The organism is Desulfobacter postgatei 2ac9 (assembly GCF_000233695.2).
Taxonomy (GTDB): Bacteria; Desulfobacterota; Desulfobacteria; order Desulfobacterales; family Desulfobacteraceae; genus Desulfobacter; species Desulfobacter postgatei.
On sequence record NZ_CM001488.1, the window covers coordinates 1544517 to 1565799 of the forward strand.

Here is a 21283-nt window from a genome sequence, read left to right on the forward strand (position 1 = left end):
TTTACGTTCCTGAGTAACTCAACAAAATTATGTTACCACAAAGAAGCGAAAAAATAGCCCCGGTATTGATTAATCAGTAAAGGGTATAATAATATTTTCTTTAACTATATATTTTAACCCGTCTTTCAAAAGAACACAATAACCCAACGTAGCAAGGAAAAATTTATGAAGCATTATAGAAAAGAGTTCTGGTTTGAAGTGGCCGGTCGCAGGGCATTTATCAATATTATCCCTAAAGTAGGATGACAATGCCATGAGACTGCTTTTGGTTGAAGATGATGAAAAAATAGCCAGGTTTGTTGAAAAGGGGTTAAAGGCATCCGGGTTTGCCGTGGATGTGGCCGGTACAGGACCGGACGGCCTGGATATGGCGATAGGTGCGGATTTTGATACCCTGATCATCGATATCATGCTGCCGGGTATGGATGGGTTTGCCCTCATAGAAAAATTGCGGGCCAGTGGTAAAAATACACCCATTATCGTACTTAGCGCCCGGGGCAGGGTGGGGGACCGGGTAAAAGGCCTTGAGGCCGGGGCGGATGACTACCTGACGAAACCCTTTTCTTTTTCAGAGTTGCTGGCCAGGGTCCAGGCACTTATCCGCCGGGCCGGAAACAGCACCGAACCCGTCTCCCTGTCGTATGCGGATTTAAGTGTGGATATTGTCAAACGTCAGGTCAGAAGAGGAGATACGTTTATCGAACTGCAGCCTCTGGAATTTTCCCTGCTGGAATATCTGGTGCGCAACCGGGAGCGGGTGGTCTCCAAAACCATGATCATGGAACATGTCTGGAATTATAATTTCGACCCCATGACCAATGTGGTGGAAGCCCGTATCTGCCGATTGCGGGATAAGATAGACAAGGGATATTCAAGCAAGCTTATCCATACGGTCCGCGGGGCCGGTTATGTATTAAAGGCGGAAGATGCCTGAGTTTTTCCGCACCGGTTTTTTCAGGAGCATCGCCTTTCGTCTGACGGTATGGTATGCAGGTATTTTTTCCATCTCATCCTGTGTGGCGTTTGGCCTGTTCTATTTTCTTGCCACCCAGACCATCATCAACCAGGTGGATCAGGAACTCATGGACAAGGCGGGATATTTCCGTACGGTTATCAGCCGAGGCGGAATTGTTGGGGCCCAGAATCTGGCCGTGATTGAAGCCCAGGCGGCAGGGGAAAAGCAGATTTTTTTCAGGCTGCTCTATCCCACTGGCGAGGTCTTTGCATCTTCTTCCATGTCCTATTGGAAAGATGTTCGAATAGATAAGGATATGGTGGACCGGCTTATGGAGTCCCGGATTACGGTGTTTAATACGGTTCACATTGCAGGCCAGGAACTGAAAGCCAGAATGATGTATACCTTTGTGGGTTCCAATGTTATTTTACATACCGGTCTTGCCATGAATGCATATTCCCGGTTTTTATCAGGGTTTAAGAAAATATTTTCCATTTCCATGGGGTTTGTGATTTTATTTTCAGCTGTTTCGGGCATGTTTTTATCTCGGGAGGCCCTCTACGGTGTTGCGGCCATCAGGGCGACAGCGAGTACCATAACAGGATCCAATCTGAATGAACGGGTCCCTGAATCCGGCAGCCGGGACGAGCTTGATCTTCTGGCTGTGACATTTAACCGGATGCTGGACCGGATTTCAGACCTGGTAAAAAGTATGCGGGAGATGTCCGATAATATTGCCCATGACCTTAAAAGTCCGCTGACTCGGATCCGGGGATTTGCGGAACTGGCATTGATTCAGGAGACCCCGGAGGATATCGAGTCCTACCGGACCATGGCCGCCAACACCATTGAAGAATCAGACCGTCTGCTGGACATGATCAACACCATGCTGGTGATCTCCCGGGCCGAGGCAGGGGAGGCTGAATTTGAATGCGTACCCGTGGATTTAAGTGCAATGATCATTGACGCCTGGGATCTGTTTGTCCCGCTGGCTGAAGACAAGCAGATTACCTTTACCCAGCAGGTGGACAAGGCATTGTGGATACAGGGGGATGCCGGAATGCTCCAGCGTGCCTTTGCCAATCTGATTGATAATGCCATCAAATATACCCCTGAAAAAGGCAGTGTTCATTTGACGCTGCAGACCTGGGGCAAAGAGCTGGTTGAAATTCAAATTAAAGATTCAGGGCCCGGTATTGATCCACAAAATCGTGAAAAGATCTTTGAGCGGTTTTTCAGGGAAGAATCTTCCAGGACAACGCCGGGGACAGGGCTTGGTTTAAGTCTTGCCAAAACAATTATAGAACAGCACGCCGGCTCAATTTCAGTGCAACCCGGTGAAGATGGGGGAAGTATCTTTATCGTAATATTACCGCATCGTAATTTTGAGATCATTTAAAAATTATCTTTGTGTTTTATTCTTTGTTTACGTCCATAAAGCAACCTTGTGAAATACATTAATATAATTTTAAAGGAGATATAAAAAATGAGACCTGTGGATAAAAAAATCAGAAGGATTACTCTATGTCTGATGCTTTTTGGCCTTTGGGCCTTCCCTGCAGTGTCAGGCGCGCAAACCCAAATGGTTCCCGTAAATTTTTCACAACTGGCCGAACAGGCCAAACCTGGTGTGGTCAATATCCAGACTGTAAAGACAATCAAGGGGGGCGGCCGGGTTTTTCGGCATTTTTTCGGTTCGCCCTTCGGTAATCAGCCGGGGTTGGAGGATTTTTTCAGTCCCTTTGAGGGGTTGCCGAGGAATCGTACGGAAAGCAGCCTTGGATCAGGCTTTATCATTGATAAGGCAGGATACATTGTGACCAATAATCATGTGATTAAAGATGCGGATCAGATTAAGGTTATCCTTCATAATGACCAGGAATATGATGCCCGGATCATTGGCGCAGACCCTGTAACAGACCTTGCATTGATAAAGATTGATGCCAAGGAGCTGAAGCCCTTGAAATTCGGATCCTCCAAGAATGCCCAGGTCGGCTCCTGGGTCGTGGCCATCGGTTCTCCCTTTGGTCTTGAGCAGACAGTGACCGCCGGCATCGTTTCAGCCAAGGGCAGGATCATCGGTTCCGGCCCCTATGATGATTTTATCCAGACGGATGCCTCGATTAATCCGGGTAACTCCGGTGGACCACTGCTGAATATGTACGGTGAAGTGGTCGGCATCAACACGGCGATTGTTAAATCCGGCCAGGGAATTGGTTTTGCCATTCCTTCGGATCTTGCCACCAGTGTCATTGATCAGCTTAAAGATGGCAAGCGCGTATCCAGGGGATGGTTGGGCGTCTCCATCCAGGATGTAAGCCAAGAGATGAGCGAATATTATAATCTGGATCCGAACCAAGGTGTTTACGTGGCAAAAGCCTATGAGGATCATCCTGCTTATGAGGCCGGCGTTCGTCAGGGTGACGTGATCATCAGTGTTGAGGGTGTAAAAATTAATTCATCCAGGGATCTGACCATGACCATCGCCAATTTAGGGGTAGGTTCCAAGGTCAACATTGAGGTCGTTCGGCAGGGAAAAAATAAAACCTTTACGGTTAAACTGGGTGAACGCCCCGATAGCATAGAAGATTCCGCGCTCGGAGAAGAACTTGATGGCTTTGATGATTTGGGCTTTATGTTTAAGCCGTTGGATAAGGATTTAGCCGAGCAACTGGGTTATCCCCCCTCCATCAAAGGGCTTGTGGTAATCCAGATTGATCCGGGTTCCCAGGCAGCATTGTCTGGTGTGATAGCAGGGGATCTGCTTGTGGAAATAAACCATAAAAGAATTGCCGGTATCAGTGACTATACTGGAATACTGCGGGCGATAAAGAAAGGGCAGACCGCTCATATGCTCTTTAGACGGGGTAACTCCCAGGTATTTGTGGTCCGGTTTGAAAGATAAAGGAGAAGATTAATGTTAACCGTTTACGGGGCAGCATGGTGTCCCCATTGCACACAGACCGTATCTTATCTGGAACAGAAAAAAATTGATTTTACGTATGTTGACATTGATTCGGCACCAGATGACGTGGTGCAGCAGGTCATCGAAGTTAACGGCGGTGATGACTGGGTGGTCCCCACACTGGAAAATGACGGGAAGTGGCGCCGTGGAAAGGTTTTCAGTCGCCGTGATATCGACAGTGACCTGAAGGCGCTTGGCCTCAAATTAGAGTGACGCCGACGGTTTTTGTCTTTTTGAACCTGAAAATTACCATTTGATAATACTGGTGTAATGTTCAGGTCAGGTTCAGATGTTAAGGTGTTATCCAACGTCGGAAATTTTGCTGTTGCGGCGAATGCGATACGAACCGTTATTGATAAATTATAACCGGCGGAAAATCTCCCTCCTTTTTGCAGAACGGGCTGCCTTTTTCTGGGCAGCCCGTTTTGTTGTACTGCTAATTGCGGACTCTGATCATAGACCCCACTGGTGGGATAACCCGTTAGAATAAGGTCGATAATTGTCATGAAATAACAGCCATGGGCTGACCTGACATATCGACTGCCAGGCATAGCCCACAACAAAGATTGAAAGATCTGAGTAACTTACCCAGGCTTTCGTATAAAAAAATTGGAAAACTGGAAGCTGTCGGATGGGTCAATAAAAAAAGCCACTGCAATAAAAACAGTGGCATGATTTTTAATTGGTGGAGCTGAGGGGGATCGAACCCCTGACCTCATGGCTGCCAGCCATGCGCTCTCCCAGCTGAGCTACAGCCCCACAAAAGAGTGGTAGATGTATAATCGAAACAGAATGGCGTGTCAATACAAAAAATATTTTTTAAAATAAATTAACATTGAAGGCTTAGAATATTTATTGACACACGTTAGAGCAAAACGATATTATTCCATGCTTTTAAATTAACTGAACAGGGTCAAGGAGCTGAATAGGAATGCTGCGTTATCTTCGGGAAAATACGGGAAATTGGATCATAAAGTTTTTTTTGGGCATCATTGTTATTGTGTTTGTTTTTTTAGGTGTTGGCAGTATGAACGCCGGCAAGCACAATAAGGTGGCCACGGTGAATGACCAGATCATTACTTTTTCTGAATACCGGGATGCCTATCAGGGCATGATCCAGCGTCTACAGCAGCAGTTCGGTACCTCTTTGGATGACGACTTGATAAAGTCGCTGAATATCAAGCAGCATGCAGTGAACAGTCTGATTGATCAAAAGGTTCTGGAAATTGAGTCCCAAAAGTTGAAAATTGTTGTGTCTGACCAAGAGCTTAAACAGGATCTGCTGTCAGTTAAGGAATTCCAAAAAGACGGTGTCTTTAATATAGATCTGTACAGGCGGGTGCTTGGACAGAATTCCATGACCCCCGAAACCTTTGAAGCCAGTCAGCGCAACACAATCAGGAATGCCAAGCTCCTGCGCATGGTGATCAATGGCATAACCGTGGGAAATCAGGAGGCCCAGGCCTGGTATTCATTTAACAATGCAAAAGCCAGTATTAATTATATTATGATCGATCCGGGAACATTTTCTGATGTTTTTGCCGACGAAGCGCAGATTCGTTCCCAGTATGACAATCATCACGACCTTTACATGTCTGAGCCTAAACGGAAAGTTGCATTCCTCGTGTTTGCGCCCGGGGATTTTGAGTCCCAGGTTAAGATTGATGAAACTTCTATCCGGGATTTTTATAATCAGAACCCGGCACGGTTTACCACTCCGGAGCAGGTTGAAGCCAGTCATATCCTGATAAAGGTTGATGAAACCGCGGATGAACAGGCGGTGGCCCAGGCCAAAGAAGAGGCTTTGAGCGTTTATGAGAAAGCAGTCAAGGGGGTAGATTTTTCAGAACTGGCCAAAGCCTATTCTCAGGGGCCGTCTGCCGCCAGTGGTGGCTACCTGGGGCGATTCGGCAGAACCAGTATGGTAAAGCCCTTTTCTGATGCCGCGTTTGCCATGAAAGCAGGCGATATCTCACAGCCTGTACGAACCGGTTTCGGGTGGCATATTATTAAGGTGACAGATAGAACACCTGAAGCCATAACGCCTTTTGAGACCGCCAAAGCAGGGATTCAAAAGGAACTGGCTGCAAGCCGGCTTCAGGATCTGGCATATAATAAGGCTGAGGATGCTTATGATGCAGTGCTTGATGGTGATTCTTTTGAACAGGTTGTCCTGGTTGCAGCTAAACAGCCTGTAAACACACCTGCTTTTACTGCCATGGGAACGGAACTTAAGGGTATGGGTATTTCGGATCCGGGTGAGTTTGCCGCCGCAGCCTTTTCCCTGGCTGATAATGAGATCAGTGAAGTCAAGAAAATCGGAAACAATTATTACCTGATGCATGTGCTTGAAAAGATAGACCCGGAGTTGCTTGCCTATGAAGATGTGAAAAATGAAATTGCCGTTACATTAACTGCCGGTCTGAAAAAACAGGCAGCTAAGAAAGCCGCTGAGTCAATGCTTCAAAACGCAGGCAAGGATGGCGATGCCGCAAGTCTTGAAAAAATTGCCGGTGACAACCATTTTAAGCTCCAAGCCAGTAAGATGTTCACACGCACTGAAGATATTCCCGGTATTGCCGGATCTGTGGCCCTTGCACAAGCCGCTTTTACCCTTGATGAAAAAAATCCTGTTTATAAGCAAGTTCTCGAAGTGTCAGGCAAATTCTATATTATCGGCCTTAAGGAAAAACAGGTGCCTGAGGCAACTGCCATTGCCGATAATCTTGATACGGTTAAGCGGCAACTTGAAACCCGAAAACAGCAGGTGTATTATTCTCAATGGCTGGCGGCCCGGAAAGAGAAAGCTGAAATATGGATAAATACAGATATTATAAATTAATTAATATTGAAATAGAGATCTATAGATATTGGTCTGTTATTTTGTACCGATAAATGGCGATTCAAGATTTATTTTGATTCAAAAGCGATTTTAATGGTTCAGACACATTGTTTTTTAGATAATAGTCCAGGTCAAACAGCTGTTTGAATGTAAGATCGGTAAATTTGATGTGGCGCTTTCTGAGTTTCATTGAACTGAATGAGGGCATATTCGTTATTTCATAGTCGGCAACGGTCTGAAAGGGAAGATCGCCGACATAATATCCCATGCTGCTTAGGAAAATAGACTCTTCATTTCTATTCACAGGTTCTTCTGATTTGTTTTCGGTGTTGATGTATTTGAAACACAGGCCGCCCATACTGATGTCGATGATTTGACCAATCTTGTTGGAATTGGGACTGATGGCTGCATAGGCACCCCCCACCGCTTTATACCGTTTGTGTTTTCTACGCTCAATGGTTCTTTTTCTGCCAACCATAAGTAAACCCTTAACTTTCTGTGTTAAAAATCTTCTTTTTTTGCATTAAGTTATATAAGCAATATTTATACCCTCAATTTTTTTTTATGGTTTTATTCAATGGACGAAGTCCTAAACGACGAAAATAGCGAATAAATAAAAAAATTCCCATCTTGTCTTTTATTGGGGTCAATTTAAAGTTTTTCCGCTATTATGAAATTTATTTGGCAATAATTGTGTAAATAAAGTTTTAAATTGAGAAAAAAAATTCTGTGACCGTGGGCTTTGTATTTCTTCACGGCTCTGTTTGAAATATCCGACATACAGTTTGACACACACTGTAATCAAACCCTCTGTAACGCAAATAGTTGATTATTTTTTTTCTGCATTCCGATTCATCCAGACTGTTCCAGGACTGCTTTTTAGTTTCAACGGCTTTTAATGCCAGATCCTCGTCTTTATATACAGATAGCAGTTCTTCAGCAAGTGCCGGGTCGATACCTTTTTTGCGCAGCTCAAATCCAAGGGCAAATACGGATTTGGGTTTGTAACGGATTCGGCTTTCGATAAACCCGCGTGCAAATGCTCTATCGTCAAGGTAATTAAAGTTTGACAACTGCACAATAACCTGATCGATAATATTGCCGTCATATCCTTTATCAGTCAGATATTTTTTCATCTGCCGGATTGTTTTAGGGCTTTTTGACAGATACCCCAAGGCCTTTTGGTATGCTTTTTCAACACTCATTTTCTATATTCTTTCAGGGCTATTTTTCATTTCCTTTCGCTCCTTCAATCAGGCGACCAGGGGTCTTGACCAGATCCTCCAACAGGTTGAGCAAGCCTTTTCCCACTGCGGAAGGATGAAGGGGAACCACAGTGGGATCTGATATCTTACCATAGGCTCTGGCCGGGAAAGAGACAAGTCGGCCGTTAAGAATCACATTTACAACCGGAATATATTTAATGATGGTATCAATGGTTTTAAACGGGGCCACCAGAAAGGTGATATCCAGGGCATCATTTAGGGGATCTGCCCATCCTTCGGCAATGATGCCCATATTGTCTGCATCAATGACGGCATTTTTTATATGCACCACACTTTCTTTTACGTCTGCATCGGCAGTAAATGTCTTAAATCCAAACCCCTGTTGCTGCAGGTCCGTTTCTCCTATAATATTGACAAGTGATAAGAGCCTGGAAAGCACCGTGGCTTTGAATATACGGCCGGACCGGGCCTTAAAATTAAGATGCCCGTTCTGTTTGGATTTCACCATGTCAAAGGTCTGTGCGGAGCCGGCAAGTTCCCCTTCAAGTGTATAACTTCCTTTAATAACACTTTGAGTGCCTGTCAGGCATCCGATTGAAAGCGACACCTCCTTTGCCTGTTTCGTATTGAAAAACGTGTGAGTCAACACCCCGGGCCTGTCACCGGCGGGATTGATGGTTATTTTGCTTGAAAAATCAAGGCCGCAAAGAAGGGCATGGGTAATATCGATATGCGTGGACAATTGATGAATTGTCACCTTTGCCCGAACTCCCTGGTATACACGCTGGTCATAGTTCAATGTGTTGACGTTGATAAAAATCCGGTTTTGTTTTACCAGGGGGCGGGCGGATGCAGATGTTTTCTGCAGGGGCAAAAAGGAATCAAGATCAAGCGTGTCTGCAGTTATGGTGATGTCGCCTGTTTTATCCGTTGAAACCGTCAATGCATTGTCACCGGTTGCCTCCTGAAGTTTCCGGTAAAGATACGAATCAGGGTGAAGCATCTTTTCCAGGGTTGTTTTATCCAGTCGCCCGTAAAAAACAATCCTGGGCATATCCGGCTGGTTGTAAAAGGTTAGATCGGCATGGGTTCGTTTTCCATCCTCTATCTGCACCTTTGACGGGGTCATTTTGTCCACGGCAGGACCGTCTGCCATGAAGGATACCGTTGCACCCGAGATCATGCGTAACTTTCCCTGAAACAGACAGGCCTCTGGCTGCCTCATAAATTGTGCCCGGGTCAATGTCAGGGGCAGGATAATACTTTGGGTATATTCCGGTGAAATGTTATTTTCAAGCCAGGAGAGGTCTTTAATGGTACAGGCAATTTCCGACACAGTTATCGTTGAAGGGGTTGCGTTGAATGTGCAGAATAGGTCGGACAGCCCTTGGGTATTGTCTGAAAATATAACAGTCCCTTTATTCATCCGGCCTGTCATGTGAATCTGCCACAGGTTTGGGGAGAACATGGGGCCTTCAACCCCAAAGTCATTAATGTCCATGATTCCGGAAAAATCTTTAACCGGGGCCAGTTTTTCCCTCGCCCCGGGGAAAAGTTTAACCAGGGGTGCCACCTGTTCCAGAATAATAGTTGCGGCCATATTTTTGATGTTCATGGGTACGGACCCTCTGGTATCAAAATCGGCATTAAAATTTGATATCCTGCTGCTGCCCAAGGCCCCTGACAAATTATTCAGAACAACCTTGCTTTTGTCCAAAAGAAAGTCGCCGCCGTCGATGCGGACAGGCAGGGGCAGGCGCTGGTAGTTTCCGATTGCCTCAATGTTTTTTGCTGTTACTTTAACATCTATCTCTTTGTGGGCTTGGGTTTGATTCAGTTCGAGAACCGCATCTGCCCGGCCGGTCAAACCGGATATTTTTGACATTTCCCGGGCAAGTACCGTGTGCGGCAATATGGAGATAAGGGCTTGGGGAACTTCGGCTAAATCAACCTTCAGGGGGAATCTGCCGGAAAATGGAACTGCGTGCTGATGAATCAGATTAATATCAAGGGCACCACCGGTGACAATGGTTTTTCCCACACGGCCGCCTTTAGGGTATATGCTCAGCATGCCGTCTTTCATTTCTGCACAACCCGAGGCGTTGTCAACAATGACAGGAATATGGGGGATTTTAACGGTAGCGGCTTCAGCGCAGCCGTTTATAAAAAGGTTTTTTGCGTTGAACAGATGACGTATCTCTTTGCTTTTAAACCCCACCGTAATTTTTGGGGCGGTTCCGGATCTGAGTATGTCAAACAGGATGTGAGGCGTCTCAACTCCGCTGAGAAGTGGCAGGCACACCTCTCTTGTCTGGCTGATATCAATCTGTTCTCCGATAAATTCAATACTTGATGCTTCTTGGCCGTAAGAAAGTGATACATCTATGCCAACACGTCCTTTGGGATAAACAAGCTCCAAAGGTGCAAGATGTGCGCTCACCCGCTCTTTTGACAGGGCAAATTCAAGGTCGAATTTCCTTGCTTCGGCACGGTGATTCTTGGGTGCTTTAAGATTGGCCTGAACGGATATGATTCTCAGGTTGCCTGCAAGAATGTTCTCTGCATCATGCCGGCACTCCACAGAGAGGTGTGGGATATCAATAGATGTTATTCTGCCTTTGACTGCGGATTCAAGCATTGGAATCTGATCTGTTTCCAGGCGAAGCCCCGACATCTGCGCTTTAATCGTCACAGCCCGTGTCCGGCCTGTCATAAGAATCCGGCAGTCCATGGTGCTAAAATAATTTGATTGGGCATTGGTTACGACAATATCCAGGTGATCGGTGTCTGCGAAGGGTAGATCAAACAATCCGTCAAATCCGTTCCGCACCCATGCGGCAAGATCCGGCGGCACTGTGAATTTATTTTTTCCGGCAACAGCCTCATTCCTAATCAGTTTGGGGGATTCAAGGGTGATGCGTCTTAGAGCGGTCTTTAATTTGAGCAGCTGGGGCGGCTCCAGTTCGACTATCGCTTTGTTGATTGTAATCTCGTTGTAGCGGTCGATTTGTGCCGATATACCAGTTATGCAGAAACCCGGCAGGGGGGTGAGAATAAATGATAGCTGATCAAACCGGACTTCAATGCCGGTTTTTTTCTGAACAAACCTGGTCAGACGCGCTTTAACCTCTTCCGTGTTGATCAACGGGGTAATGGCAAAGGGCAGAGCTGCTGCGCAAAGGGTCACGGTCACCGCAACAAAAACGGCAATGCGCAGTATGCGTTTTCTGTTCATGGCGATGCATTCATATCTACTATTGAGAAGGCTATTGCCACTTGTATCCGGTTTTATGGCTCAAGGTAATAAAATCGGCAGCAATGTATTTGGCCTGTTCCGTAAGTATTTCCTTGATCTCTTCTTTTTCCGGGTCAATGTCATCCAGGGTTGTCAGCGGTTTTTCTCCTTTTTGTTTCCGGTAATCGTTTTCCAGGGCCAGCTCTTCTTTATTAAAGGCGGTATTGGTTTTTAAACGTTCGGTCAGATTCAAGGAGAGTGTTTTTTGTTCACTCAAGGATTCTGCCAATTGAATCCGCTGGGTGAGATATTTAATGCCAAAAGACTTTTCAGCCCGTTTTTTATAGGCATCATCCAATGGTTTGATCATGGGCTGCAAAGACCTATATGCTGAATAACGGGTGGCGTCAATATGGTCCCAGAGCAGGGCTCCCTCAAGGGCGCTTTCTCCGGTGTCTTTGGTCCTGTAAATCTGGGGAAACCAGATGTCGGGTTCAACGCCTTTGTGTTGGGTGCTTTTGCCCGAGATCCGGTAAAATTTGGCCGAGGTCATCTTCAATCGTCCATCTCCCAGGGGTTTGAGTTCCTGAACCGTGCCCTTGCCGAAACTTTCGGTGCCCACAATAATCCCCCGGTGATAATCTTTGATGGCACCTGCAAAAATTTCACTGGCCGATGCGCTCATTCTATTGATGAGTACCACAAGAGGCCCGGTGTAGAGAATTTTTGGATCTTCATCATAGATGCGTGATACCCTGAATTTTGTTTTGACCTGTACCGTGGGTCCATATTTAAGGAACAGTCCGGTCAGATCATTGGCTTCTTTAAGTGCCCCACCCCCATTGTCCCTTAAATCAACAATCAACCCGTCAATATTCTCTGTTTTTAACTCTTTCAGCAGTTTTATCACGTCTCCTGTGGTGCTTTTGTAGTCCGGGTCGCCTCTGTGAAAGGCGTCAAAATCAATATAGAAATTGGGGATTTCAATGATGCCCAGCTTATAGGTCTGACCGTTCGAGGTCACGTCAACCACCTTTTTCTGGGCGGACTGTTCCTCAAGTTTTACCTCGTCGCGTTTGAGACTGATGGTGGCGGTTACACTGGATTTTCTGGCAGGAATGATCTTTAACCGCACAAAGGTACCCTTGGGTCCCCGAATCAGTTTGACCACATCATCAATGCGCTGGCCAATGGTGTCTTTTATCTCTCCGTCCTGGCCCTGGCCTACGCCGATGATTTTGTCCCCGGGGGCAAGTTTCTGGGATTTGTCTGCCGGACCTTTGGGAATAAGGCGGACCACCTTTGTGTACTCATATTCGTTTTCCAGCACCGCCCCAATGCCTTCCAAGCTCAATTTCATATGAATGTCAAAATCTTCGGACACGCGCGGGGCAAAATATTGGGAATGGGGGTCAAAGGACATGGTGACGGCATTCATGAAAATATGGAATACATCCCGGGACTGTGTCTGGGACAGCTGGGCCAAGCGATTGGAATAGATCTTTTCCAGAGTTTCGGAAATTTCCTCATCCGATGTTTTGTTTATTTTCAAATTAATGATATGGTTCTTCAGCTCTTTTTTCCACAGGGGTTCAAGGCCTGAGATGTCCGGGATAAAGGGTTTATGCTCATAGTCGATGACAAGGGTTTCGTTTTTAGCAAAATCAAGCTGGGTTTGCCAGGATCTGGCCAGCTTGAGAATATATGCAAAGCGCTGTTGGCTGCGGGACTGGTAAAGGTTGAAAATTTCAAAGGCCGGCCCAAGGTTCCCTGTTTTCAGATATTTATACATCAGCTGTTTTAACGGCTGAAAATCATTAAGGTCGGCCTGGGTCAGAAGATGCCTGGCCGGGTCCAGAGATTTGATATACCGGTCAAATACCAGAACAGACATATTTCTATCCAGTTTTTTCCCGGTAACATTATCCCGTTCAAGGGCATTGACAATGGCAATACACTGTCGGGACTGTTCCTCCTCAAATGTAAGTTCGGAAATCTGTGCATGGCAAACCGGCCCGCAATAAAGAAAGGCGGCAACAAGCACTACAGCCCGCAGGCTATGGTAAAGTTTATTGATCTGTGTCATCATCTACGTTTATATCCTTTGGTGTTTCAAAACTGATCCGGCCAAGCCTGCCGGATCTAAGATCCCTGATGATAAGTTGTGATGCTTTTTGAAAATCGACATGCCCGCCTTTTTTAAGACATCCCCGGGCTTTGCCCACCGTTTCGATAAGGGCCTGGGCTTGCCCGGGCAAGGGATTTAAAAACGGGTAACGTTCAATAAGGCAGGCCGGGTATCTTTCCAGTAAAAGCTGTGCGGCAAAATGGGCAAGTTCATGGTAGTCAACGGCTGTATCACTGATCGCGCCGGACACAGCCAGGACAAGTCCGCGGTGCCTGGGTTCAATTACCGGCCACAGGATACCCGGGGTATCGTAAATATCAATATTGTCTTTAAGACTGGTGCGCTGCTGGTGACGGGTAACGGCGGGCACATTACCGGTTTTTGCCACTTTCCGACCGGCCAGGGTGTTCAAAATCGTGGATTTCCCGGTATTGGGAATGCCTACCACCATGACCTTGGCTTTCCTTGCCTTGTTTCTGTCTACCTGTGACACCAGTGATTCCAGGGCGTGTGAGACCTCTTGCGGACGGGTCGCGCAGATGGCTGCCGCCGGCCATTTAATGTCCCGGTTGAAGTATTCAAGCCAGGCTTGTGTCGCCTCCGGGTCGGCAATATCCGCCTTGTTCAGTAGCTTCATCCGGTTTTTGCCCGTGGCAATCCGTTCTAAAAAGGGGTTTGAACTGGCCAGCGGCAGTCTTGCATCAACCACCTCAAGCAGGGCATCCACCCTGGCAATGGCACTTTTAAGTTGATTTTTTGTCTCCAGCATATGGCCGGGAAACCACTGGATATTCATTTTTCTAGTTTTTTAATTTCCTGTTGGTGAATGATTGTTTTGTCCGGCGGTATGGGCGCCTGTTCAACATGCTCTTTTTGAAACAAATACAGATATGAAAAGAGCAAGGCAATGATACTGGAGCCGATAAATCCGCTGACGGCAAAGGTGATGGTATATCCAATCCAGTCGTAATGCCTGTAATAGCCAAAGGCACCGCCGGCGGTCATGCTTAAGATAAATATGAAAGTGAAAATCAGTTTCATGGGTAAATTACGTGTAAAATTATTATAAAACGTGAAATCCTGTCAGAATACGGACCAGTTCATTGTGCAACGCCTTGTTTGCCGCAGCAATGCCTTTTTCCGGGAATTGCCCGCCGCCTGTAAAATCCGTGACCACACCCCCTGCTTCCTTTAAAATAACCGTCCCTGCTGCAATATCATAAATATTTAGATTCATTTCCCAGAATCCGTCCAGGCTGCCCAGGGCCGTATAACAAAGATCCAATGCCGCAGATCCGAAACGCCTGATGTCCCGAAGTTTGGGTACAATTTCGTTAAAAATCGGCAGGTTGTTCTTTTGCCTGCCTGCCCTCAGGCACGCAAAGCCCGTTGCCATGACCGCTTTGTCAAGTTCTCTGGTTTCAGAGACATGAATTGCGGTGTCGCCCACAAATGCGCCTTTGCCTTTTTCAGCATAAAACAGCTGGTTTAAAGCAGGTGCATAAACCACGCCAAGTACTGGTTCTCCCTCTTTTTCAAGGGCGATACTGATGCTGTAAAAGGGCAGCCGGTGGACAAACGACGTGGTACCGTCTATGGGATCAATGATCCATCTGAGTCCGCTTTTTGTCTGGACAGCTCCGTACTCTTCCCCGAGTACGCCATGGTCAGGATACCGGGCAAGGATAGCCTTAACCAGAAACGCTTCAACTTTTTTGTCCGTTTCCGTGACAATATCTTTTTCTGATTTGAATTCAAGGTCATGCAAAGACAAGTTTTTTTGGCCTTCAAGGCAGAGCCTGCCGGCTTCCAGGGCCAAATTTTTTATAAATGAAATCAAGATATCAACCGTTTGTTAACTCATTTTTTTAAATAATTATAAAATTTATATCATTAAAATTTAAGATCAATTTAAGATCTGTAAAATTAAGATCAGGTATTATGGCATATTAGATTGCATTTGAAAATACCCGGCACATCCATTGAAAAATAAAACAGTATTGCTTTGAAGTTACAGGGTTAACATGCCAAGCTTGATTTTCCGGGTCTTGATTTTTAAAGTGTGAAATGAGATGATCATATCTGATGTTTTTTGATCGGTTTCACAGTCCCGTGAAACTATGGCCTTGACCACCCACTATGGCGCAAATATCATGAAATACTTCTTTGTTTTCACCGTTTTTCTGGCAATTTTTGCTGCACATGTTACACTGGCTGCAGAAGATAGATCCGGACCAACCCAAGCTGCACCACCCGAATCTGGACTCCCCGAAGCTGCACCACCCATGGTAAGCTCGCACATTCCCTCCCTGGTGGAAGCGGTCCGTTTTTCCGGTGATATCCGTCTTTGCGGGGAAAAAATACCTTATACAGATCAAGATGTCAGAGAGCGGCTTGAAAAAGAGATGATGCTGGCCGTATGGGACCGTCCCCAGGTGATGCTGTGGCTCAAACGGGCCCACCGGTGGTTTCCGCACATCGAAAGCGTTTTAAAGCAGGAAAAACTGCCTTTGGATTTAAAATATCTGGCTATTGTGGAAAGTGCGCTGCTCTCCTATGGAGAATCCTATCAGGGCGCGGTTGGGTACTGGCAGTTCATCGAAAGCACAGGTAAGCAATACGGATTGCGCATTGATTCAGACGTCGATGAACGCCGGAACATGTTTTCCGCCACCCGGGCGGCCTGCCGCTATCTTAAAAAACTTTATTCCCAGTTTGGCTCGTATCTTCTGGCCATGTCCGCATATAACATGGGTGAATCCGGTCTGAGCAAGGCCATAGAGTTCCAGGAGACCCGGGATTTCTTTTCCCTTTACCTGCCCCTGGAGACCCAGCGGTATATCCTGAAAATGGTTGCCGTTAAGTTGATTATGTCTAATCCCGAAGATTATGGGTTTCATCTCGGGCCCCAGGATCTTTATCCGGTATTTACGTTTTCTGAAATCAAACTCTCCACAACAGATGTTGTGCCTTTAACCATGATCGCCAAGGCCTGTGGCATCTCATTTAAAACCATCAAGGATTATAATCCCCATATTCGGGGATATTTTCTGGAGAAAGGCACAAGCACGCTTCTTGTACCCGAGGGGAAGGATAAGGCGTTTAATCAAAAGTTTTACCCCCTTTACAATACCTTGCCCAAAACGCAGTTATCTTCTTCAAGTTCAAGGTACCATGTGGTGAAAGCCGGTGAAAGCCTCTCCGCCATTGCAAGAAAATATAATACATCTCTGTCCGGGTTGCAGAACCTTAACAAGCTGTCAAAGAAACATCACATTCATCCCGGAGATAAATTGCGTGTGCAATGATGCTTTTTTAAAAAAAGGGACGATACGCAGAATGCGGAAAATTTGAACAGAAACTCAATGAGTTCCGGTATGGAGATGGGCTGGTTGAATTCGCCGAGATGGGGGCCGGTAATCAGTATAATATCTTTTTCCCCTTTGGCCGGTATGTCGGTAACACCCCGTTCCGTGAGGAATTGTTCAAACTGTTCATCGTCCATCGCCAACTGGTCCTGTACCCGTAACGCTTCTTGCATATGTTCATCACGCCCCATTTTTTCAATGAGCTTTTCAATCAGTGCCGGTATATTAAACGGGGCCGGATCAAAGGTCTCAAATTCGGTCAGGCCTTTGAAATAGTGTTCACATACGCCCGTTAAAAGCGATTCAAACAGATCCGGGCAAAAAAGATCCCGGGTATCCACATGGGGTTGACTATTGTCTGTTCCCCTTCTGTGCGGGGCTTTGTTCCTGAAGCAGGAGCCTGCCACCAGAATAAAACTGAGCAGGTATTCCCCGGTATAATGTTCAAGATCCAATCGCTTTGTTTGGCAGGCAATATGTTCAAAATCCCGCAACCCGGATGCGGCAAAATTGGGGAACAGGCTGGAGTTCAGCCACTGGTCCAGGCGCCCGGCATGTTCCCACAAGTATCTGCCGTTGTCGTTTCTTCGATCCTGCTGAACCCGGTTATGGAACAAGGGGATCAACGCCGTATGGAAAAGCCCCTGGGATGAAAGTCTGCCCAGGGCAAGGGATGATTTGAAAAATGATCTTTGGATTTGTTCCCGGTCCGAACCTTCTAAATTGGGGTATTCATAATAACCCGGGCAGGGGATAAAGACGATGCAGGCAGATCCGTATCGTGTTCCCGGGCTTGCCTCAGGCAGTTCATCCGTGATGTTAAATAGATATCTGTCCCGGATGCAGACCGGTTTGGGAACAAGATTTTCAGCACCTGAAGGATTCTTGGAAAACCACTCCATCCAAACCGCTTCCCAGTGAATTTCATTGATATTGTCCAGGGTTGTGGCGAATTTGATTACGCCCATGATTTTTGTTTCTGTCCGGGCGATCAGGCTTCTGCCCTTCCAGGTCCATTGCATCTCTGTGGGCAATGCCATCCCTGGGGGTGTAAATTTTTCAACAAGGCTGGAAAATTGAATGTCCAACGGCGTGATGGTGTTTGGAAAAGATGGTGTATCCGGTGCCGGGCAATTATCCGCAAGCCTGCCAAGGGCCTGGCTTAGGGCACGAAGACGGTTTCCTGAACTTTTGACCAGAAGCATCGCAAGTTTTGGCACAATGGTCCTGATGATTTCGTTCTCCATTGTCCTGCCCATCTCCACCAGGGTGCAGGCCGCCTCATGATATAAAAAAAAGGCTTGTTTTGCCTTTTCAAATTCGGCGGTTTCAAATATGGAGAAGAGCGCATCCAGGGTCTGATGAGTAATCGTGTGCGGATAATCCACCGCCTGCCAGCCAATATATTGGATACCCATGTACGCCGCTGAAAAATCCCGGCAATGATTGATAAGAAGACGTTCTTCGCGGATACGCGCACTGGAGGGTGGGGCGTGGTTCATACTTTACTGCGAAATATCCTGCTCTGAAATGTTCCCTGTGCCGGGAATCGTTCGGCGCGGCAGATCCGGTGTCTCTGTTTTCCGGGTAGGTGTCGGCAGGGGGTTGGGAGAAGAGACTTGTGGCTTTACCGTTGATCGGACCTGATTTATTGATTTTGGGGGGAGTTGTTTGGGTGTGGACTTTGCAGCAGCAGCAGCAGCAGCAGCTGTTGCCGCTGCCTTTTCTGCTGCATCGGCCCGTCTTTTGACGTCAGCAATCTGTTTTTCAAAATTTTGCCTGAGCAGACTTAAATTCTTTTCAATATCCTGCCTGAGCAGACTTAAATTTTTGTCCAGGCGTTTGTCTATGGATGCTGCCGTCTCATTTTGCAATGCATCAAGTTTTTTGCCCAGCAGGCCTGTCTCCTTAACCAGTTGTGCAATCTTTTGTTCATAGGCGGACAATTCAAGCAGTTTTGTGCCAAATTCTTCCTTAAACAGGTGGAACTCTTTTTGGATCTGTCCGGAGAGCGCTTTAGTATCCGAACTGTTTTTATCAATGGCGGATATAAGTTCCCGGTTAATCCGTTCCATGGCCGCCAGGGTGGACTTGTCCTGGTCTGCATTGGACTGAATCCGGTTATCCCGCTTGGCAAGGGCTGCTTCCATGGCTTTACGATCCACCTTGGCTGCCGACATTTTTGCTGTCTGGTTCTCAAGGGCCTTGCGTTTGGATTCAAGGGCTGTCAGCTTTTCATCCAACTCGTGGGTGGCTTTGGCAATGCGTACGTCCAATGCATTGAGTTTGATGTCAAGATCCTGGGAGACCCGTGCCATCTGGTTTGCCTGGGTCTGGTCCACATCCACCACCTTTTCGGTGATATCCATGTAGACGAATACCAAAATGGCAATAATAATGCAGGGGATGATCACGGAGATGATGGTCACCCGCTGGGATAATTTTTCTATTTGAAGGGTGTTGGCTTCCTGCTGGAAAATTGCGCCTCCAATGCCCGGCCGATCATCCTCAAAAGATTCATCATCCTCCGGGTTCAGATAGTCCCCGAGTCTTTTTTCATTCATAATTTGTTGGCTGTTATTCCCATTCAATGGTGCCGGGCGGTTTCGAGGTGATATCAAAAACCACACGGTTGACCTTGTCCACTTCATTAATAATGCGGTTGGAAATTTTTCCCAGAAGATCGTGGGGCAGTTTTGCCCAGTCGGCTGTCATGGCGTCATTGGATGTGACCGCACGAATGGCAACACAATTGGCAAAGGTACGCTTGTCTCCCATGACACCGACACTTTTGACCGGCAAGAGCACGGTAAAGGACTGCCACAATTTCCGGTAAAGGCCGGCCTGTTTGATTTCCTGGATAAGTATGTCATCGGCCCTGCGAAGAATATCCAGGCGATCTTTGGTGATCTCCCCTAAAATGCGGATGGCAAGCCCGGGGCCGGGGAAGGGCTGGCGCCAGACAAGATCCTCGTTGATGCCAAGTTCAAGGCCAAGTTTTCTGACCTCATCCTTGAACAGCAGTTGCAGCGGCTCAATGAGCTTCAGATTCATCTGTTCGGGCAGTCCCCCCACATTGTGATGGGATTTGATGACCGACGTGGGGCCGCCAAAGGCGGATTTGGATTCAATAATATCCGGATACAACGTTCCCTGGCCCAGGAACTGCGCACCGTCAACCTTCTTGGCTTCGGCCTCAAACACATCAATGAAAAGTTTCCCGATGATTTTCCTTTTCTTTTCAGGGTCCGTAACCCCGGCCAGTGCGGTTAGAAATTTTTCTTGTGCATCCACAAACTTGATGTTCATGTTCAGGTTGGCCCGAAGGCTGACCTCAAGCTGTTCTTTTTCATTGAGGCGTAAAAGCCCGTTGTCGACAAAAATGCAGTGCAGGTTTTTTCCCACGGCTTTATGGATCAGGGTGGCGGCAACGGAAGAGTCCACCCCGCCGGAAAGGCCCATGATCACTTTTTTGTCCCCAACCGCATCCTTGATCTGGGCGATGGCGCCTTCACTGAAGGATTTCATGGTCCAGTTCTGTTGGCATCCGCAGACATCAAAAAGAAAATGGCGGATCATGGCAGCCCCGTTAATGGAGTGCTCCACTTCCGGGTGAAACTGCAGGCCGAACAGTTTTCTTGCGTAATCGGCAATGGCGGCAATGGGGGTGTTGTCGGTCTGCGCGGTGATCTCAAACCCCTGGGGCAGGGCTTTTGCAGAATCGCCATGGCTCATCCAGCACTGGAAGCTGTCATCCATCTCCTTGAACAGCGGGTTGCCAGGATTAATGCGCAGTTCGGCAAAGCCATACTCTTTTTTGCTTGCCTGTTTAATGGTCCCTCCGAGGGTATGCACCATGTAGTGCATGCCGTAGCAGATACCGAGGATGGGTACGCCCAGCTCAAAAATACCGGCGTCGATGGTGGGGCTGTTCTCTTCATAAATGGATGAGGGGCCGCCGGAAAGAATGATGCCCGTGGGGGCAAGCTCCTTTAATTTGTCAAGGTGGATATTGGCCGGTTCCACCTGGCAATAGACATTATTTTCCCTGACACGCCGGGCAATCAGCTGGTTAAACTGGGATCCGAAATCAATAACAATGATCATGGGCATTTCCTGAAATGATTAGATTTAAATCGGCAAATTTTCCTATAAACATGGGAAAATTGCAAGTTGTTTTTGGTTTCCCTGCATCATTGACTTTTTGTAAAATTGTATTAGACTATCTGGTTTGATTTGAGTGAGACAAAAAAGTATTGAGTATTGAGTATTGAGGAAAACAGCCTGTTTTAAATCTCACTACTCAAAACTCACGACTCAGATAAAAGGAGAACGTATCGTGGGTACCGGACCGTTGATCGCCGTTAATGTGATGTTGCTCTATATTATTTTGGGACCTGTGCTGCTCTTTGCCATCTATGTTCTGTTTGACTCCTTGGACCCCACCGGTAGAATGAAAAAGGCTCCCGTGTCCGAAAAAGATCCTGCGCTGTGGACAAGTGACGATATTGATGCAAACGGTTTTGAAGGGATGGGCCTTGATGGGCGCAGGAATCAAATTTAA

At 46.8% G+C, this 21283-nt stretch carries 17 protein-coding genes and 1 tRNA gene; 7 read left to right on the forward strand and 11 right to left on the reverse strand.

What is annotated here, in order from left to right; genetic code table 11:
* The first annotated feature begins 253 nt into the window (after positions 1-253).
* The 4 genes from DESPODRAFT_RS07115 (at position 254) to DESPODRAFT_RS07130 (ending at position 4133) form a co-directional block, all read left to right on the forward strand.
* Positions 254-934 carry a response regulator gene (locus DESPODRAFT_RS07115; protein WP_004072438.1) on the forward strand — a complete coding sequence of 227 codons (681 nt, stop codon included), beginning with the start codon at positions 254-256 and terminating at the stop codon, positions 932-934.
* Positions 927-2354 (forward strand): sensor histidine kinase, encoded by a 1428-nt coding sequence (locus DESPODRAFT_RS07120; RefSeq protein ID WP_004072439.1) that lies wholly within the window; start codon positions 927-929, stop codon positions 2352-2354. The genes DESPODRAFT_RS07115 and DESPODRAFT_RS07120 overlap by 8 nt, the downstream gene beginning before the upstream one ends.
* Before the next feature lie 87 nt (positions 2355-2441).
* On the forward strand, positions 2442-3860 hold the full coding sequence (locus DESPODRAFT_RS07125; RefSeq protein ID WP_004072440.1) for a Do family serine endopeptidase: 1419 nt from the start codon (positions 2442-2444) through the stop codon (positions 3858-3860).
* Between the two features lie 12 nt (positions 3861-3872).
* Positions 3873-4133, forward strand: a complete 261-nt coding sequence (locus tag DESPODRAFT_RS07130) for a glutaredoxin family protein (protein WP_004072441.1) — start codon at positions 3873-3875, stop codon at positions 4131-4133.
* 470 nt (positions 4134-4603) lie between these two features.
* Here DESPODRAFT_RS07130 and DESPODRAFT_RS07135 read toward each other — a convergent pair.
* Positions 4604-4679 (reverse strand) — tRNA-Ala (locus DESPODRAFT_RS07135).
* 172 nt (positions 4680-4851) lie between these two features.
* Here DESPODRAFT_RS07135 and DESPODRAFT_RS07140 point away from each other — a divergent pair.
* The gene (locus DESPODRAFT_RS07140; RefSeq protein ID WP_004072442.1) at positions 4852-6762 is read left to right on the forward strand and encodes a peptidylprolyl isomerase; all 1911 of its coding nucleotides are present in this window, start codon (positions 4852-4854) and stop codon (positions 6760-6762) included.
* A gap of 61 nt (positions 6763-6823) precedes the next feature.
* Here the strand turns inward: DESPODRAFT_RS07140 and DESPODRAFT_RS07145 are convergent, their stop codons facing one another.
* The 7 genes from DESPODRAFT_RS07145 to DESPODRAFT_RS07175 all read right to left on the reverse strand — a co-directional run bounded on the left by DESPODRAFT_RS07145 (position 6824) and on the right by DESPODRAFT_RS07175 (position 15191).
* Positions 6824-7240, reverse strand: a complete 417-nt coding sequence (locus tag DESPODRAFT_RS07145) for a PilZ domain-containing protein (protein WP_004072443.1) — start codon at positions 7238-7240, stop codon at positions 6824-6826.
* 274 nt (positions 7241-7514) lie between these two features.
* Positions 7515-7967, reverse strand: a complete 453-nt coding sequence (locus DESPODRAFT_RS07150; protein WP_004072444.1) for a regulatory protein RecX — start codon at positions 7965-7967, stop codon at positions 7515-7517.
* A 19-nt stretch (positions 7968-7986) separates the two neighbouring features.
* Positions 7987-11223, reverse strand: coding sequence for an AsmA-like C-terminal region-containing protein (locus DESPODRAFT_RS07155; protein ID WP_004072445.1), 3237 nt, complete (start codon positions 11221-11223; stop codon positions 7987-7989).
* Positions 11224-11254: 31 nt separating this feature from the next.
* Positions 11255-13312 carry a carboxy terminal-processing peptidase gene (locus tag DESPODRAFT_RS07160; protein ID WP_004072446.1) on the reverse strand — a complete coding sequence of 686 codons (2058 nt, stop codon included), beginning with the start codon at positions 13310-13312 and terminating at the stop codon, positions 11255-11257.
* Entirely contained in the window at positions 13293-14147 is an 855-nt protein-coding gene (ylqF, locus tag DESPODRAFT_RS07165; protein WP_004072447.1) for a ribosome biogenesis GTPase YlqF, read from the reverse strand. The genes DESPODRAFT_RS07160 and ylqF overlap by 20 nt, the downstream gene beginning before the upstream one ends.
* A complete protein-coding gene (locus tag DESPODRAFT_RS07170; protein WP_004072448.1) occupies positions 14144-14392 on the reverse strand; it encodes a hypothetical protein in 249 nt (82 codons plus the stop codon). Before DESPODRAFT_RS07170 ends, ylqF begins: the two co-directional genes overlap by 4 nt.
* A 22-nt stretch (positions 14393-14414) precedes the next feature.
* The gene (locus tag DESPODRAFT_RS07175) at positions 14415-15191 is read right to left on the reverse strand and encodes an inositol monophosphatase family protein (RefSeq protein ID WP_004072449.1); all 777 of its coding nucleotides are present in this window, start codon (positions 15189-15191) and stop codon (positions 14415-14417) included.
* Between the two features lie 313 nt (positions 15192-15504).
* Here DESPODRAFT_RS07175 and DESPODRAFT_RS07180 point away from each other — a divergent pair, with 313 nt between their 5' ends.
* Positions 15505-16659 (forward strand): lytic transglycosylase domain-containing protein, encoded by a 1155-nt coding sequence (locus DESPODRAFT_RS07180; protein WP_157488437.1) that lies wholly within the window; start codon positions 15505-15507, stop codon positions 16657-16659.
* Here the strand turns inward: DESPODRAFT_RS07180 and DESPODRAFT_RS07185 are convergent.
* The 3 genes from DESPODRAFT_RS07185 to guaA are packed head-to-tail and all read right to left on the reverse strand — an operon-like array spanning position 16629 to position 20826.
* A complete protein-coding gene (locus tag DESPODRAFT_RS07185; protein ID WP_004072451.1) occupies positions 16629-18221 on the reverse strand; it encodes a SidJ-related pseudokinase in 1593 nt (530 codons plus the stop codon). The two genes, DESPODRAFT_RS07180 and DESPODRAFT_RS07185, sit on opposite strands and share 31 nt — an antisense overlap.
* 3 nt (positions 18222-18224) lie before the next feature.
* On the reverse strand, positions 18225-19283 hold the full coding sequence (locus DESPODRAFT_RS07190) for a hypothetical protein (protein WP_004072452.1): 1059 nt from the start codon (positions 19281-19283) through the stop codon (positions 18225-18227).
* A gap of 13 nt (positions 19284-19296) precedes the next feature.
* Positions 19297-20826 (reverse strand): glutamine-hydrolyzing GMP synthase, encoded by a 1530-nt coding sequence (gene guaA / locus DESPODRAFT_RS07195; protein WP_004072453.1) that lies wholly within the window; start codon positions 20824-20826, stop codon positions 19297-19299.
* Between the two features lie 232 nt (positions 20827-21058).
* Between guaA and DESPODRAFT_RS07200 the strand changes: the two genes are divergently transcribed.
* Positions 21059-21283, forward strand: a complete 225-nt coding sequence (locus DESPODRAFT_RS07200; protein WP_004072454.1) for a hypothetical protein — start codon at positions 21059-21061, stop codon at positions 21281-21283.

Excerpts from the sequence above, each read along its gene's own strand:
- DESPODRAFT_RS07115 (WP_004072438.1), top strand. The coding sequence starts at position 254 with ATGAGACTGCTTTTGGTTGAAGATGATGAAAAAATAGCCAGGTTTGTT.
- DESPODRAFT_RS07120 (WP_004072439.1), top strand. The coding sequence starts at position 927 with ATGCCTGAGTTTTTCCGCACCGGTTTTTTCAGGAGCATCGCCTTTCGT.
- DESPODRAFT_RS07125 (WP_004072440.1), top strand. The coding sequence starts at position 2,442 with ATGAGACCTGTGGATAAAAAAATCAGAAGGATTACTCTATGTCTGATG.
- DESPODRAFT_RS07130 (WP_004072441.1), top strand. The coding sequence starts at position 3,873 with ATGTTAACCGTTTACGGGGCAGCATGGTGTCCCCATTGCACACAGACC.
- DESPODRAFT_RS07140 (WP_004072442.1), top strand. The coding sequence starts at position 4,852 with ATGCTGCGTTATCTTCGGGAAAATACGGGAAATTGGATCATAAAGTTT.
- DESPODRAFT_RS07145 (WP_004072443.1), bottom strand. The coding sequence starts at position 7,240 with ATGGTTGGCAGAAAAAGAACCATTGAGCGTAGAAAACACAAACGGTAT.
- DESPODRAFT_RS07150 (WP_004072444.1), bottom strand. The coding sequence starts at position 7,967 with ATGAGTGTTGAAAAAGCATACCAAAAGGCCTTGGGGTATCTGTCAAAA.
- DESPODRAFT_RS07155 (WP_004072445.1), bottom strand. The coding sequence starts at position 11,223 with ATGAACAGAAAACGCATACTGCGCATTGCCGTTTTTGTTGCGGTGACC.
- DESPODRAFT_RS07160 (WP_004072446.1), bottom strand. The coding sequence starts at position 13,312 with ATGATGACACAGATCAATAAACTTTACCATAGCCTGCGGGCTGTAGTG.
- ylqF (WP_004072447.1), bottom strand. The coding sequence starts at position 14,147 with ATGAATATCCAGTGGTTTCCCGGCCATATGCTGGAGACAAAAAATCAA.
- DESPODRAFT_RS07170 (WP_004072448.1), bottom strand. The coding sequence starts at position 14,392 with ATGAAACTGATTTTCACTTTCATATTTATCTTAAGCATGACCGCCGGC.
- DESPODRAFT_RS07180 (WP_157488437.1), top strand. The coding sequence starts at position 15,505 with ATGAAATACTTCTTTGTTTTCACCGTTTTTCTGGCAATTTTTGCTGCA.
- DESPODRAFT_RS07185 (WP_004072451.1), bottom strand. The coding sequence starts at position 18,221 with ATGAACCACGCCCCACCCTCCAGTGCGCGTATCCGCGAAGAACGTCTT.
- DESPODRAFT_RS07190 (WP_004072452.1), bottom strand. The coding sequence starts at position 19,283 with ATGAATGAAAAAAGACTCGGGGACTATCTGAACCCGGAGGATGATGAA.
- guaA (WP_004072453.1), bottom strand. The coding sequence starts at position 20,826 with ATGATCATTGTTATTGATTTCGGATCCCAGTTTAACCAGCTGATTGCC.